Origin of the sequence: Duffyella sp. Ts4, assembly GCF_051851875.1 — a bacterium.
Taxonomy (GTDB): Bacteria; Pseudomonadota; Gammaproteobacteria; order Enterobacterales; family Enterobacteriaceae; genus Duffyella; species Duffyella gerundensis.
Window position 1 is genome coordinate 71493 of sequence record NZ_JBLYPN010000008.1, and the last position, 13983, is coordinate 85475.

Here is a 13983-nt window from a genome sequence, read left to right on the forward strand (position 1 = left end):
CTTAATGAAAAATATCCTCCCGGAGTGTCATTTATTGAGAAATGCCTCAACCGCACTGGAAAATCGTTCTGGCTGATCAAGCATGATAAAGTGAAAACTGTCATCAATACGCGTGAAGTGAATATCTGGTGCAGAGGCATAGGCCCGGCGGTACATCGCATCTACACCGGCGGCAGGCACCCCGAACAGGGCGTCATAGGCGTAGACGACCTCAATCGGTGCTTTTATGCGCAAAAGCTCCGGACGCAAGTCGGTAATCATCAATTCATACACCGCATCGGCAACGGTTTTGGGATCGGAATTGCTCCCGGCAGCGATCAGAGCAGGCCTCACCGCTTCGGTTTTGACTAAGCGGGCTACGGATACCTCCTGAGACGCTATCCTTTGCTCTGGCGACTGCGCCAATAGCCAGTCTCGCGTAGCGGTGGCTTGGATCACAGCGGTTTCGCTGGTCACCGCAGGGTCAATCATCAACGAATAAAACGGCAAGGCATCAACAATCATCAGGCGACCAGCCTGGTCGGGATGGCGGGCAGCCAGCATCAGGGCAATTTCCCCGCCGAGAGAGTGGCCAATAATCGCCGGTGCGTTGATATGCTGAGTGCGGATGTATTCAGCAATGGCATCAACTGCTGGAGCAAGAACCTTTCCATTCGGGCTGGAAATGGCAGGTGTGCTGGCAAAGCCCGCCAGTTCGACCAGATGAACTCGGTGTCGCTGACGTAAATCTGCTGCTAAACCGGCCCAGACGTCGCGAGACGAGGCCAGCCCTGGAATCAATATCACATCCGAGCCTGAGCCTTGCGTCTGTACCGAAATGCGCTGCGGGTTTAGGTGTTCTGAAGCGACAGATGGCGGCTGCGCTGTGGACGCTGGGACGCAGAGTGCCGCCTGTAAAAGCGATGATGCGATCGTGACACAGATATTTTTGGTATGCATAAGACCTCCCTGTTTACGCTAAGCGGTATGAGAGTATCAGGCACCGCGCCCGGCTGCGAGTTGCAAATGCATTGGCATAACGGCCAGTCACCGACAGTAAGGTCCACTTTTCACTCAAATCAGACCTTGTGATGCTGACACGTCCGTTGTGTGCCAGAAGCACACATTCAACAGCTCTTATATAGTAACTTGACGCACGATTTCAGCGGTTTTCTTGTCTCAGTTGATTGTGTTGCTCGAGTTCATAATCGATAAACGCACCGATCATAGCCCGATAGACCTTTTCGATAATCACTGTGGGAAGTCCTGCTTCAGTCGCCTGCTTACTTACCTTATCGATTACCTGCTGGACGCGGTCTGGAGCACGCACGGCTGATTGGTCACTTTTGAAAGCTGCTGCAGCTTTAACACATTGGCTACGTTGCGCGATCATTTTAACCAGTTCACTGTCAATCTGATCGATACGGTTCCTAACATCCTCAATTGACGAAAAATTCATTACAATCCACCTGACTAGTACATGAGTGTGATAGGTTACATAAATCTTCGATTTAAAACAGTTTTAAATTTTTAAAGTCTGACTGAAAGAAAGATAAACCAAAGAATTCAATCAAGAATATGCGGTTATTGAGAGTGCGATAAAAGAGATAAGACGAATGTCCGCTTCTCGCTCAAAGCGGACCTTTAGCCGAGGTAGACAGTCCGTTCTGTACCAGAAACAGAAGAGGCATAATAACTCTTATGTTAAAAGCAAGGGACTGGCAGAGCCATATAACGCTGCCAGCTGGTCGTTACTTGAGAATGGCCGTTAGGAGACTGCTGAATACAGAACCCGTTACGAAAGCTCGCTCCGTCGTGACTTCCTCTTTCCGCATGTCCGCTAGCCTGGTGAGCGCACTTTCAGCATCGGCAGCGCGAACCTCTTCAAACTGCTTTTCCCAGCCGTCATTGGCCAGTTGAGCGGATTTTTCCGCGTCAGTTCTTTCCAAGGCGGCGATATGCTTGCCCTTTTTAAAAAAATAGAACTCCGGCATGGTGTACTCCGTGAATAGGGTTGCACTAGGGAGTAAAATATCTGAACCAGCCTAATTTTGTACAGTGGAGCCTTTCTGACACGGCTCGGTGCTGGGAATTTATGTTTATTTGTCGTCAGTAAATGTCCGCTCCTCGCTCATAACGGACATTGGCTCGCATGGCAGTCCGCTTTGTGCCAAAAGCGGACATGCTAACTGCAAAAAATTAGCGTCTTACACGATAAATTCCGATATAAGGCCGGAGAATTCTTCATGGGACCTATACCGGAATTATTGGGCTATTGTTTCTAATCAGCTGTCTTTGTCTTTTGTAACTCTGCCGTAAGCAACCATAATGCCCCCGACTATCAGCCCTGTGGCCGCCATCATCAAGGCGGCATGGAGAGAACCTGTCAGGCTTACACTGGCTGAGGATACCAGAGGACCAGTGAGCTGGCCGGTGGCATAACCTGAGGTCAACAGAGCTACTGTTGCAGTTATCGGGCCGGTTGCTACCTGTCGGGCGAGCTTCATTGTCAGTTGCATGATTGAAAGAAAACCCAGCCCGGTCATGACCGTGGCGATACATAATCCTGTTGCTCCTGGCATCAGGACTGGCATTGCTACTCCGGCACCCTGAAGCGCCATCGCCAATGCAAGGCTGTTGCGCGTATTGAAACGTGAAGCGAAGGCAATAACCAGCAATACCCCTGCCACAGCAGAAAGACCAAATAGCGGCCAGAAAAAAGCTGCCAGCCCGCCTTCGGTAAAAATTTCTCGCGCCATCTGCGACAGAAAGGTTGCGGGCAAAATGTAGCCAAAGCCTGCCAGTGTGTAAGCGACCAGCAGAACTTTAAGGTCGCGATTGATGCCGACAGGCTGGGTTAATGCCTGCCTTGCCGGCAGCGCCTGCGGAAGTTTTTTCCATACCAGCACCGCACCGACGATGGCTGCGCCTCCGTAAACCCGCCAGGCTTGTTCTGCATCGATATTATGCCCTGCCATAGCCCATGCCATCAGACCGGTAAGCGTAATCCCGATGCCCGGTCCGCTAAACACGGCCGCCGACATGCGTGGCGCGCCCTGCGCACCAAGCTTCATCTGGGTCCAGGATGTGACGATAATCAGTGCCCACGCGCCGCCCATACCAGCCATAAAGCGATACAGGCACTGCAGAAAGAAGTTGTCAGTAAATCCAGACAGCAGAGTTACAAGCGCCGTTGCCAGCAGGCCTGCTTTCAAATATTCCGCGTGATGCGCTTTCAACCGGCTGATATGAATAGCCCCCCCCAGATAGCCGATATAGTTCGTCGCTGCCATAATACCCGCACTGGAAAGAGTAAGGTGACCGCCAGCTATCATGAGCGGTATCTGAGGCGTCAGTGAGAAGCGGCCCATGCCCATAACAACTATCAAGGTGACCATCCCCGTGAGCATGGTAGTGATGGTTTCTTTCATGCCACGGGCGTTTTCTGGCTCGTCAGAAAAGGATTGCACAGACATACTTTTGCTTTACTCCGGTTGGATGTCGTAATGTGGCCGGCGATAATAAACAAGGGTCGGTCTGTAAAAAATGGGGCGATTTATCCTATGACTGGGTGTCATATCCGGGAGCGGACAGTTTGCGTAGAGACGACGTTAAAAATTTTCTTACCGGCCATAGGGCGCAACTGGACCCGCAGCGCTATGGCTTCAGCATGCAGAACCGGCGTGTCCGGGGGTTGCGACGTGAGGAAGTGGCGCAGCTGGCCGCCGTAAGCGTCAGCTGGTACACCTGGCTTGAGCAGGGTCGAGAGATCAGCATCTCACCGGCAGCCGTACAGCGTATCGGAAAGGTACTCCTGCTCACGCTGGCCGAGCAGGAGTACCTTGAAGCGCTGATTTTTGGTAAAAATCAAAATTACCAGGCGCATGAAGCGCTCCCACCCGAAATAATGGTGATGGTCGACGCGCTAAACCCGCACCCTGCGTTCGTCCGGAGGGCAAATATGGATATACTTTACTGGAACGAGGCTGCCAGCACGCTTTTTTTTGACTGGGCGGCAATGCCTGAAAAAGACCGAAACTCTCTCAAACTGATGTTTCTGTGTGAGGACTACCGCAAACGCATAGGGGAGTGGGATAAGGCCGCCCGGCATACCATTTCCGCATTCCGATCCTATTACGCGGTCAGTAACCGGGCGCGGGAGTTTGAAGAAGTCATTGATGACCTGTCAGCACGAAGTTCTGATTTCAGTAGTATGTGGAATGGTCACGACGTCAGTAAAGTCGGAGCGGGAAACAAGACAATTATAAATATCAACGGGCAGAGCGATACGTATACTTATACTTCACTGGAGGTAGAAAGCTCCCCCGGCATGTACCTGATTTTCTACAGGGCATGCGCAATACCATCACAATAAAATGACTGACTTTACTGAAACAGATTTGGATCACCCTATTGACCTACTGCCTCCTGATTAATAAGCACCTACGTTAAAAGGTGTTTATCTGTTGCAGAATAACAGCGAATGTCCGCTTATCGCTCATAGCGGACATTGGCCTGCACAGCGTCCGCTTTGTGCCAGAAGCGGACATTCAATTAATCTTCATCACCCTTACAGAAAGGTGCGAGGCACCTAAAATGCTTTCAGGGCATCGCAGTTCGGCCAGCCCTCACCGGGCCCTGTCGCATTAAATTGCAGAAATGCAGTCGCAAGTGTGTAAACAAAAATGGCGCAACAGCGCTGGCTCATCGTGATCTGATCGCATTTATATGTGCTTAGTCAGCCGTTACTGAACGCTTCTTTGTTGAATGACGTCTGATTACGCAAAGCATCAGTAAAGCAGCACAACAAACTGATAACAATGGAACAATCAAAGTCATTTTAAAGCCGGCCAGTTGCGCCATCAGACCGGCAATCCCGTTACCCGCCATCAAGCCTGTGCGCATGGCATTGGAGTGAAATGCTGATGCGAAACCGCTGTGTTCCGGCAACGCGTCCTGAATAACAGAAATGCCCAGGCCGACAAAAATACCAAAGAATAATCCGTTAAAAAGTTGCAACACAATCAGTTCAGTCATGTTAGTGGCCAGCTGAAGCAGGCTGTAATAGATCGCAGCAAAGAGAAACCCGACCATAATTAGTGGTTCTTTCCCTGTTTTCTCTGCCAAATACGCAGCGGCAAGCATGACGGGAATTTCCATTATTGCGGTTGTCCCCAGCAGGAAGCCCGGAAACGAGGCGGGTAAGTTAAGCTCGCGTACCAGATACAGCGGCATAACGGTCAGGTACATATTATTGGATAAATTTGCCAGCATCATTACTGCGCCCAGCATCCAAATCCTACCTGAGACAGAGGCTTTACCGGATTGAGTTGCTTTTGTTGTGCTTATATCAACGGTTTTTTTATTCTTCGGAAGCAGCAACTGGCTGGCAAGTAACGTCATGGCTGAAAGCAGGGCTGAAGCCAGAAAATTGAAGCTGAATCCAAATCTGTCGGCAAAAACAAATGCCAGGGCAGGTCCGGTAATCCATACAATTGACACCCCCGAGCGCATTTGACTATTCAACCGCGTAGCGTTAAGCCCTGCCGTCAGTGAATGCTTTCGGATCATCGACAGGAGTAACGGGATAGACGCATTGCCTGGCTCCATCAGCAAAATGCCGATGGCCAGAGCCTCAATAGGTTGACGACAGAAACTGAAGGCTAAACCCGCCAGAAAGAGCGCCGTAACAGAAATCATAAAAAGTTGCCTGACCGGATATCCCCTGTCTGCAAGCGAACCCATCAGCTGGCTGAAAAATAATCCCGACAGGGCAAATCCCAGGCTGTAAAAAGTGATAAAAATTGGGCTCGCATGTAACCCGTTTATTAAAAACAAACTCATTACAGGCAAAATGAAGGCATAAGAAATGGCGGTCATTACGTTTATCAGAAACAGCCGCCCGGTAATCCCGGAAAAAAAGCCATAAATAACAACATCTCCATGTAAGTTAATGCTCTTTTTTAACACGGAGACATCTCAAGGCAGTGCAATATTTCACGTGAATGAATTGTACTGGTTATTTGGCTATAAGGATTCTGTCTGCAAAGCGGCACCCGGCTCCTTAAAATTGCCGCGGTTATTCTGGCACGGAACGTGCGCTTTTCGCTCATAGCGAACATTAGCCATCGTATCAGTTCGTTGTGTAACGGAAGCGACACGACTAACTTTCAACGTCCGGATACGTCGGACGTGCGCTCAACATATTTTTTACTGGAGCCTGTAGATACTTGCATTCCAGTAACCATTGCCCTGACAACAATATTCTTTAAAATCCAACGATCTCAGTTCCCTTGCAATTAGCCGATTCATAACCCCATGTCCCATAAGAAGTACAGGGCCGTCAGATTCTTTTGCAAACGCTATAAGAATACCCGCAGCCTGAATAGCACGTTTCTTTGCTATTCCCACGCGCTCTATATTACGGGATATGCCGCATAACCACATGACGCGGAAAAAAGCAGCCCATATGGTCGGGGATAACCTGAAACCGGGCATATGAATTACCGGCAGACCTGCTTCCCTGAAAACCTCATCAATGACATCCGGTTCAAGGTCTAATGCTTTTAGGGAAGAAAGTGCTCTGGGAAGAGGGCTACTCAGGATTCGCGATGCGCTGAACGCTAATGATTTACTGGACTCAGGCGGTATATCTTCTCCTGTATCAGAACTATCATATTCTACAATCCAGTTAGACATTTCACGGCTCGTTACTTTCGCAGAGCCTGTAAAAGCGGGCTTTCCATGACGCATTAAAATAATTTCCATACAACGCTTCTTGTTTGTGGTCCTTCCAGGCGGTCAGACTAACGCGATAAAGACATGATGTACCACTACAATATCCAGGGTTGGCACTGATTGCTGATATGATGCGTCAGGCGAGGAGCACTGTATGAAAAGTAAATACATCAATTCACACTTCACACTTCACACAGTCATGATGTCCGTTTCTCGCTCTTAGCGGACATGAGTGTGATGTCTGCCCGCTTTGCAGTCATGGCATATGCATCTTCTGATAGCTGAAAGCTTGCAGTAAAGCTGGCGTGGCTTCTCTTAATAACCGTCTGTTTTATGCCAGCATCATCGCTCATGTTCTTTCGGAGCATCAGCAATGAAAAAAGCCATCGCATACCTTCGCTTTTCCACTTCCTCGCAGCAGTACGGAGACTCACTTCGCCGGCAGAATAAACTTGTGGCAGAGTGGCTGGAATCGCATCCGGATTATTTGCTGGACAATCTTACTTACAAAGACCTCGGTCTCAGCGCCTTTAACGGCTCCCATGCCGTTCACGGTGCTTTTTCTGAGTTTATGGAGGCCGTACAGGGCGGTTACATTCCGTATGGGACGGTACTGCTTGTGGAAAGTCTTGACCGCCTTTCACGCGAAAAGATTGGCGAGGCCACGGAGCGGCTTCGCAGTATTCTCAGCGCCGGCATAGATGTGGTTACCCTGACCGATCACACGCATTACACAAAAGACTCTCTTGATGACCCTTACTCGCTGATAAAAGCTATTCTCATCGCCCAGCGGGCCAATGAGGAAAGCGAAATCAAGTCGCGCCGTATGAAGTCCGCCTGGCAGAAAAAACGGGAGGACGCGGAGGCATCGGGCCGCATCATTACCCGCAGCTGCCCGCGGTGGCTGAGGGTGAGCCATGACGGAAAAAGCTTTGAGCTTATAGCGGAACATGCCGCCACCCTTCAGGAGATATTTCGCCTGCGCCTGGAGGGCAACTCCATCAACGGCATTACCAAAATGCTCAACGACAGAAACGTGGTTACGCTGACCGGCGAGGCAGGGCGTTGGAATCCTTCCACCGTAGAGAAACTTCTCTCAAATAAGGCGCTTACCGGCGTGTTCGTACCGTCGTACCGGACAATCGCAAACGGCATTCAGGAAATCCCGGACTATTTTCCCCGCGTTATTTCCGATAAAACGTTCAGTGCCGTGCGCGGGTTTCGGAGCCGGCCTTACGGAAAGGATAAAGAGACAAATAATCCCTGGCTGATTAATCTTTTTCGCTCGGTGATGACCTGCAAGGCGTGCGGCCACAGCATTATGCTGAACGCCATCGACGCGCGGGGAATGGGATATTACGTCTGCCCCATGCGGCGCCTTCATCGCTGCGACGCGCCCGCGCTGAGGCGGGATATTGCCGATGCCAACCTGATACGAACGGTGCTGGCCGTTGTGGATAAATTTCAGCCCGGGCAGACCGTGAAAGTGCCCGTCAGGGTACTGCAGGACAGAAACATCGTGATTCTGAAAAGCATTGACCAGCTCGTGGAGGCCCTGCAGGTGGCGCCGGAGGTGACCGCGCTGGCCGAAAGGATAAAGGCGCTGCACAGGGAGTTCAAAAGTAACGAGGTTACGATGCACGCCCTGAAGAGCCGGGAACGGCTGGCCACCGTTAATGATATTTCGCTGCTGAACCTGGCTCTTAAAACCGATCGCGAAAAATGCCGTCGCTTTGTCATGCGTAACTTTCGGGACATCAGGCTGGATACGGCCAGCAAAACCTGCGACATCCTTTTCAGCAACGGCTTCCGGCTGCTGAACTTCCCCCTGCTGAAAAGTACCGACCCGGGTCAGCTGGTCAGCGCGCTGGCCTATACGGATGATGAAACGCTTGTGCTTTAAGCCGGGTGGCGAAGACATGCCATATCAGAGGGCGTAAAAGCCGGCTCTGAAGAGCGGGCGCACCTTATACATGCGCCCGCTTTTTCAGAGGAAGTGAATATGCTTTTTACCGTGGAAGGGCGAAACGCCCACGCGCGCCTCCACCTGAAATACGTCCATCAGCAGCGATTCGGTCAGCACCTCTTCCGGCGTGCCGCTGGCCACGATGCGCCCGTGCTGCATGATAATCAGTGAATCACAGAACATAGCCGCATGGTTCAGGTCGTGCAGCGCCACGATGCTGGTTACCGGCAGCGTGCTGATAAGGCGCATCAGCTGTATCTGATGATGAATGTCCAGATGGTTGGTCGGTTCGTCGAGCAGTATCTCCACGGGCGACTGGGCCAGCGCCCGGGCAATGTGTACCCTCTGACGTTCACCGCCGGAAAGACTCTGCCAGCCCTGCGAACGCCGGTCAGCCATCTCCACGCGCTCCAGGGCTTCGGTAACGATGCGGTCGTCTGCGACGGTCCAGGATGAAAACGGGGAATGGTGCGGCGTGCGGCCAAGCTTTACCACGTCCTCCACCCGGATATTGGCATCGGTGGCGCCGTGCTGCTCCACAAAGGCCACGCGCCTGGCTACCTGCTTTTTGCCCATGCGGGCAATGTCCGCGTCGTCGAGCAGCACGCTGCCGCTGTCGGGCCGGCGCAGGCCGGCAAGAATGCGCAGAAGCGATGATTTACCCGAGCCGTTCGGACCCAGCAGGCCAAGCGTCTGGCCCTGCGATACGCTCAGGGAGACGTCATCGACAATGAGCTTTTTGCCGATTCGCCAGGAAATATTTCTGGCGCTGATGCTCACAGTTTCCTCCGGGCGCGGTAAAGAATGGCGGCGAAAAACGGCACACCGACCAGCGACGTCACCACGCCAACCGGCAGCGTCTGAGGTGCTATGGCCGTCCGTGAGACGATGTCGGCCAGCATCATAAACAGCGCCCCCACCACTGCGCTGGCAAGCAGCAGCGGACGATGCAGCGGCCCTGAAAAGTAGCGCACCACGTGCGGCACCACGAGCCCCACAAAGCCGATTGAGCCGGCCATGCTGACGATGGTCGCCGCCATGAGGGCGGTCACGGAGAACAGGACAAGCCGGATAAAGCCCACCGGAATACCCAGCGAGGCCGCCGCGTCCTCGCCAAAGGTGAAGGCGTCCAGCGCCTTGGCGTACCAGAGACAGACGGCAAGGCCCAGCATCACCACGGTCATTACCAGCGTGAACTCAGGCCAGCGCACGCCGCTGAAGCTGCCCAGAAGCCAGAACATGACGTCCCGGGCCTGCTGGGCATTGGCGGAGGTGCTAATGATGTAAGCGGTAATGGCGTTAAACAGCTGCGAGGCGGCCACGCCGGCCAGGATGGTGCGCTCGCTGCCGCCCCTGGCGCCGTTGGTGAGGAGGGCGACAAAGGCAAACGCAGCGAAGGCGCCCGTAAAAGCGCCGGCCGACAGCGAGACTGCGCCCGTCCCCAGCCCAAGCACAACCACGGACACCGCACCGGTCGAGGCGCCCGCGGAAACGCCAAGCACGTACGGCTCAGCAAGCGCGTTCTTCAGCAGGCACTGCAGCACCACGCCGCAGACGGCCAGGCCAGCGCCGCTGCACGCGGCAACCAGCGCGCGGCTCAGCCGGAAATCCCAGATAACCGTTTCATGAATGCGGTTCAGCGGAACCGACGTCAGGCCCAGCTTGTTACCGAAGGCGTAAAACGTGGTCTGCAGCGGAATGGAAAGCTCGCCCACGCCCACCGCAAAGCCGGCCATCAGTAACAGCAACAACAGCGAAGCCAGCGTCAGCACGGTACGCCTGATGAGTTTTGACGTTAATCTTCCTGCCAACATCACTTAATCCCTGATTTTTCCATCTGTTCTGCCACCTGCTCCGCGCCGGGAAGGGTCCGGACGGTGGGATTCATCGCCTGACCATCCATAACAAAGACGTGTCCTTTTCTGACGGCTTCAAGCTGGCTTACCGCGGGGTCGCTTTTGAGAAATTTAATTTTCTCTTCGGCCTTATCCAGCGCCCACCGGTTGCGGTCCAGGCTGGACACCACGATGACATCTGGATTGGCCGCAATGATGCTTTCCCAGCTTACCGTCGGCCATTCTGTGGCGGAGGTAATGGCGTTATGGCCGCCGAGTACGCCGGCGATAAAACCGGAGGCGCTGTTTTTACCCCCCACGTAGGCGTCAGAAGACGGTGACGCGCTGGAGAACCAGAATACGAAGGAGGGGTTGCCGGCACGGCCCGCAAACTTTTTGCGCAGGGCCGCCTCCCGATTTTTATAGTCGGCGATAAGTTTTTCTCCGCGGTCCTGAACGTTGAAGATGGCCGCCATATCGGCGATTTCCTTGTACAGCAGGTCCATGTTCCAGAGCGCGTCGCGGCTGCCGTAGATGTCACCGGTGTTTTTCCTGGTGGCGCACACTCCCGGAGACAGGTAGCTGTTTATTCGGAGCGACGAAAAGTCCTCACGTTTTGCCACCTTGCTGTCCGGGCCGAGCAGCAGGGGAAGCTGGGCCGCCATAAAATCCGGGTTGACGGCCAGAATGGATTCCAGCGTGGGGATTTCAACGGTCAGTAATTTTACCTGCGCATTCTGTTTTTCGAGCTCCGGCATCACTTTTGTGGGCCAGAAGGCGGTGGCGGCGAGCTTATCCTCCAGCCCCAGAAGCAGCATGATTTCCGCGGTATTCTGTCCCAGCGCGACCGCCCGCTCAGGTGCATGCGTGAAGGTCATTTTCTGAGCGCAGTTTTCTATCGTCAGTGGATACGTGTTGGCAAAAGCGGAAGCGGCACATCCCAGGGCAAGCGCACAGAGGGTTACAGCGGTTTTCAGCATTTTCATAATATGACCTGTTTTCAGCTCCGGATGAGCCGGCTGGCGGTGGAAGATTTTCAGATGGCGGCCTGTGTGGTCCTGTCCGGAACGCTCCGGATAACAGCAGCAGGGCGGGAAAAGAACCCCGGTGTAAATGAAAATCATTATTATCGGTCAGTTTTATACGTACCCCCTGGAGGCTTGTCAATCAGGGTGATAGTTCACTGACGGTAATGGCCAGGCAGGTACTGTATAAGTGAAGGGGGATATGAGCTGAGGTAAGTGCAGTATTTCTGTCAAATGACAGGATGACTTAGCCTGCACTCCTGAACGCTTTTTTCCAGCCCTGATTCCGGTTTTTTGCTCAATAAGACGTTGCGTACGGAAAACCAGGCATATCGCCCGTAGAGCGACGCTTGTCCGTCTTTCACCGTGAACGCGCCTGTCTTAAGCACATGAAAAAATCCGAGAGACAATTGTCCCGTTAATCAATTCTTGGTGAATCTATGCTTAAAACAGCAGGCTGGCTCTGATATGCACTCTAACAACTCGCCATTCACTTCCGTACATGTCTATGCAAATGCGTAAAAATTATCAGGATGAATTTCGCTGTTTCGGGCAGGGAAAGGACCGGGTTCTAGCGTGAAACGCGCAGAAACGCGCTGAGGGCGCCTGCGCGGTGCGGCGAACCACTGTTATGTTAAATTCGGAGCCGGGGCTGATTCAGGCGGAAATATGGCGGTTTCTTTACGGCCTGCGCTTGTTGTCCTGCGGATTGCTTTTATTATAAGGACTCGGTGGCGGCTCCGCCGAGTCCTTATAACAACAACGAACAGGTAAAGAACTCCTCTTGAACCGCCTCACGGCGGTTTTTTTTATCGTAAAACAGCCCGATAAAAAAACCCGACACCCGCTGGGCGTATCGGGAGGCATATGCGCCAGTGAAATTCGCGACCAGGGTCTTTCGCAGGCTCATTATATCACCGGGTGAAAGACAGCAGAAAGTGACACTTTACGAACACAAGCCCGCCTGACCGGCTGAACAACAGCGAGAACAGGACTAAGCACCCATTAAAGATCAGCTTTTGTATCGGGCGTCATCTCATTGTGCTAAGAGATTATGTTGTTAGGGAAATTTTAAAAGCCATGCCAGTCCTATCCGCTGCTGCTGTGAGGAAGAATATGCCGGATTTGTTGACCACATTTTTCACTTCGCCTGAATACAAACCAGTTGTTGTTATTTTAACCGCCATAGGCGCCATCGTAACCATCGCTTTCATGTTTAGCCTCACGCTGAAGGCGCTCAGGCAGATGAAGAATAAAAAGTAACTGTCAGCAACAGCCTTGCTGAACTTCTGACATGCACAGCTGCAGGGCGTGGTGCGTGATTCAGATGTTATGGTAAAGTCGTTATAAATTTGAAAGCTATCTAACGTAATGCCAGGGAAAGGAGAGTAAATCGGATGACAGTTTTAGTGACAATGCAGGCCGAGCTTGTAGTTGGTGAAGCGCAGGTGATAAAGAGCCTGGCTCCTAAGGGGATGCTGGCCGCCGTTTTTGAGGACGATGGTGAGACCGGATATTTCTACGCTCTCGATGAGTCCGTCGACGGCAATCCGATTCAGGACGCGGTGCATATCTACGACGCTGAAGATATTTCGGACAGCCATATTCCTTCTGACGTTAAAATTGGCTGGTCTGAAGACAGTCAGAAGTGTGTACTTCTGATTAACGGATACCCGCATGGAGCGTTCGATTTCATGGGAAAGAACGGGTACTGCAGGAGTGGGTTTCCTCCACCAATAAACGAGGTGTGGTCAAAGTCAGGCCATGAGTGGAGCGATTCGGTGGATGAATTTTTCCGTTGAAGCCCGGCAAGCTTAGCGCCTGCCGTCATGGTTCGAACATTGGATGTCATGGTAAATATGAGTGACTGGCACTTACAGAAGAGGAAGTGGCCGCCTCATGGCTATGGCCAGCGCATTACTACAAAGGGAACACGGCCTGGATATTGTGCTGGAAGGCACAAGGATCGGATAGCAACTCAAATTGCTCGTCGTCCAAATAGGTAACTGCAATCGGGTACTCTTCGCCTGCGAATGCTTTCACTGCCTCGATATTTTTCCAGTAATTTGCCAGGAAGAAATGTTCCCATCCACCCTGCGTCTCCCGGCGTATATATGCTCCCAGTTTCCCTGGTGTCTCCTCTGAATGTTTACGCCAGTCTTTTGCAGATGTTTTGCAAAGCTCTCTACATGTCTGAACGGTACACACCCATGCCATGTTCTGACAATCATGGATTTATCCGCATGTTGTGGAAGGGTTTTAACCATAACATGGCATGTAAGGAAGAGTGATTCTTGAACGCGTTGTTATGTTGAATATGATGGTAATAATCAATCATTATGCGCGAAACGTCTGTTATTTGTTCAAAGTGGGCGTTTAGTATTCTTTATAATTGATCGCGCTACGTGAATTCTGTAGAAAATCCGACATGTTAATACAA

13 protein-coding genes and 1 pseudogene are annotated in these 13983 nt (G+C 52.1%); 3 read left to right on the plus strand and 11 right to left on the minus strand.

The genetic code is table 11. The annotated features are described in order from the left end of the window. Positions 1-27 precede the first annotated feature (27 nt). The 4 genes from ACJY2L_RS13450 to ACJY2L_RS13465 form a co-directional block, all read right to left on the minus strand. Positions 28-939 (minus strand): alpha/beta fold hydrolase, encoded by a 912-nt coding sequence (locus ACJY2L_RS13450; RefSeq protein WP_439214622.1) that lies wholly within the window; start codon positions 937-939, stop codon positions 28-30. 202 nt (positions 940-1141) lie between these two features. Beyond that, a complete protein-coding gene (locus ACJY2L_RS13455) occupies positions 1142-1438 on the minus strand; it encodes a chorismate mutase (protein WP_439214620.1) in 297 nt (98 codons plus the stop codon). A gap of 292 nt (positions 1439-1730) precedes the next feature. Further along, entirely contained in the window at positions 1731-1973 is a 243-nt protein-coding gene (locus tag ACJY2L_RS13460) for a hypothetical protein (protein ID WP_439214619.1), read from the minus strand. 291 nt (positions 1974-2264) lie between these two features. Next, positions 2265-3455 (minus strand): YbfB/YjiJ family MFS transporter, encoded by a 1191-nt coding sequence (locus ACJY2L_RS13465; RefSeq protein ID WP_439214617.1) that lies wholly within the window; start codon positions 3453-3455, stop codon positions 2265-2267. A 119-nt stretch (positions 3456-3574) separates the two neighbouring features. Here ACJY2L_RS13465 and ACJY2L_RS13470 point away from each other — a divergent pair, with 119 nt between their 5' ends. Beyond that, the gene (locus ACJY2L_RS13470) at positions 3575-4354 is read left to right on the plus strand and encodes a helix-turn-helix transcriptional regulator (protein ID WP_439214615.1); all 780 of its coding nucleotides are present in this window, start codon (positions 3575-3577) and stop codon (positions 4352-4354) included. Positions 4355-4713: 359 nt separating this feature from the next. On the opposite strand, the gene ACJY2L_RS13475 is transcribed toward ACJY2L_RS13470, so the two are convergent. Continuing rightward, positions 4714-5949 (minus strand): sugar efflux transporter, encoded by a 1236-nt coding sequence (locus tag ACJY2L_RS13475; protein ID WP_439214613.1) that lies wholly within the window; start codon positions 5947-5949, stop codon positions 4714-4716. A 240-nt stretch (positions 5950-6189) separates the two neighbouring features. Further along, complete coding sequence (locus ACJY2L_RS13480) at positions 6190-6747, minus strand: histidine phosphatase family protein (RefSeq protein ID WP_439214611.1); 558 nt, start codon at positions 6745-6747, stop codon at positions 6190-6192. Positions 6748-7090: 343 nt separating this feature from the next. Here ACJY2L_RS13480 and ACJY2L_RS13485 point away from each other — a divergent pair, with 343 nt between their 5' ends. After that, a complete protein-coding gene (locus ACJY2L_RS13485) occupies positions 7091-8620 on the plus strand; it encodes a recombinase family protein (protein ID WP_439351298.1) in 1530 nt (509 codons plus the stop codon). Between the two features lie 84 nt (positions 8621-8704). Here ACJY2L_RS13485 and ACJY2L_RS13490 read toward each other — a convergent pair whose 3' ends face one another. The 4 genes from ACJY2L_RS13490 to ACJY2L_RS13505 form a co-directional block, all read right to left on the minus strand. After that, positions 8705-9463, minus strand: a complete 759-nt coding sequence (locus ACJY2L_RS13490; RefSeq protein ID WP_439214184.1) for an ABC transporter ATP-binding protein — start codon at positions 9461-9463, stop codon at positions 8705-8707. Beyond that, positions 9460-10497 (minus strand): FecCD family ABC transporter permease, encoded by a 1038-nt coding sequence (locus ACJY2L_RS13495; protein ID WP_439214185.1) that lies wholly within the window; start codon positions 10495-10497, stop codon positions 9460-9462. Before ACJY2L_RS13495 ends, ACJY2L_RS13490 begins: the two co-directional genes overlap by 4 nt. After that, entirely contained in the window at positions 10497-11498 is a 1002-nt protein-coding gene (locus ACJY2L_RS13500) for an ABC transporter substrate-binding protein (RefSeq protein WP_439214290.1), read from the minus strand. The genes ACJY2L_RS13495 and ACJY2L_RS13500 overlap by 1 nt, the downstream gene beginning before the upstream one ends. A 1097-nt stretch (positions 11499-12595) precedes the next feature. Further along, positions 12596-12757 (minus strand): hypothetical protein, encoded by a 162-nt coding sequence (locus ACJY2L_RS13505; RefSeq protein WP_439214186.1) that lies wholly within the window; start codon positions 12755-12757, stop codon positions 12596-12598. A 183-nt stretch (positions 12758-12940) separates the two neighbouring features. Here ACJY2L_RS13505 and ACJY2L_RS13510 point away from each other — a divergent pair, with 183 nt between their 5' ends. After that, positions 12941-13345 carry a DUF2251 domain-containing protein gene (locus ACJY2L_RS13510; protein WP_439214187.1) on the plus strand — a complete coding sequence of 135 codons (405 nt, stop codon included), beginning with the start codon at positions 12941-12943 and terminating at the stop codon, positions 13343-13345. A gap of 118 nt (positions 13346-13463) precedes the next feature. On the opposite strand, the pseudogene ACJY2L_RS13515 reads toward ACJY2L_RS13510, so the two are convergent. Further along, positions 13464-13774, minus strand: a pseudogene (locus ACJY2L_RS13515) (hypothetical protein). Positions 13775-13983: the final 209 nt, after the last annotated feature.

What these genes read in the sequence shown, in the direction of transcription:
- ACJY2L_RS13480 (WP_439214611.1), bottom strand. Translation starts at nt 6,747, where the DNA reads ATGGAAATTATTTTAATGCGTCATGGAAAGCCCGCTTTTACAGGCTCT.
- ACJY2L_RS13465 (WP_439214617.1), bottom strand. Translation starts at nt 3,455, where the DNA reads ATGTCTGTGCAATCCTTTTCTGACGAGCCAGAAAACGCCCGTGGCATG.
- ACJY2L_RS13505 (WP_439214186.1), bottom strand. Translation starts at nt 12,757, where the DNA reads ATGAAAGCGATGGTTACGATGGCGCCTATGGCGGTTAAAATAACAACA.
- ACJY2L_RS13495 (WP_439214185.1), bottom strand. Translation starts at nt 10,497, where the DNA reads ATGTTGGCAGGAAGATTAACGTCAAAACTCATCAGGCGTACCGTGCTG.
- ACJY2L_RS13460 (WP_439214619.1), bottom strand. Translation starts at nt 1,973, where the DNA reads ATGCCGGAGTTCTATTTTTTTAAAAAGGGCAAGCATATCGCCGCCTTG.
- ACJY2L_RS13500 (WP_439214290.1), bottom strand. Translation starts at nt 11,498, where the DNA reads ATGCTGAAAACCGCTGTAACCCTCTGTGCGCTTGCCCTGGGATGTGCC.
- ACJY2L_RS13485 (WP_439351298.1), top strand. Translation starts at nt 7,091, where the DNA reads ATGAAAAAAGCCATCGCATACCTTCGCTTTTCCACTTCCTCGCAGCAG.
- ACJY2L_RS13455 (WP_439214620.1), bottom strand. Translation starts at nt 1,438, where the DNA reads ATGAATTTTTCGTCAATTGAGGATGTTAGGAACCGTATCGATCAGATT.
- ACJY2L_RS13450 (WP_439214622.1), bottom strand. Translation starts at nt 939, where the DNA reads ATGCATACCAAAAATATCTGTGTCACGATCGCATCATCGCTTTTACAG.
- ACJY2L_RS13510 (WP_439214187.1), top strand. Translation starts at nt 12,941, where the DNA reads ATGACAGTTTTAGTGACAATGCAGGCCGAGCTTGTAGTTGGTGAAGCG.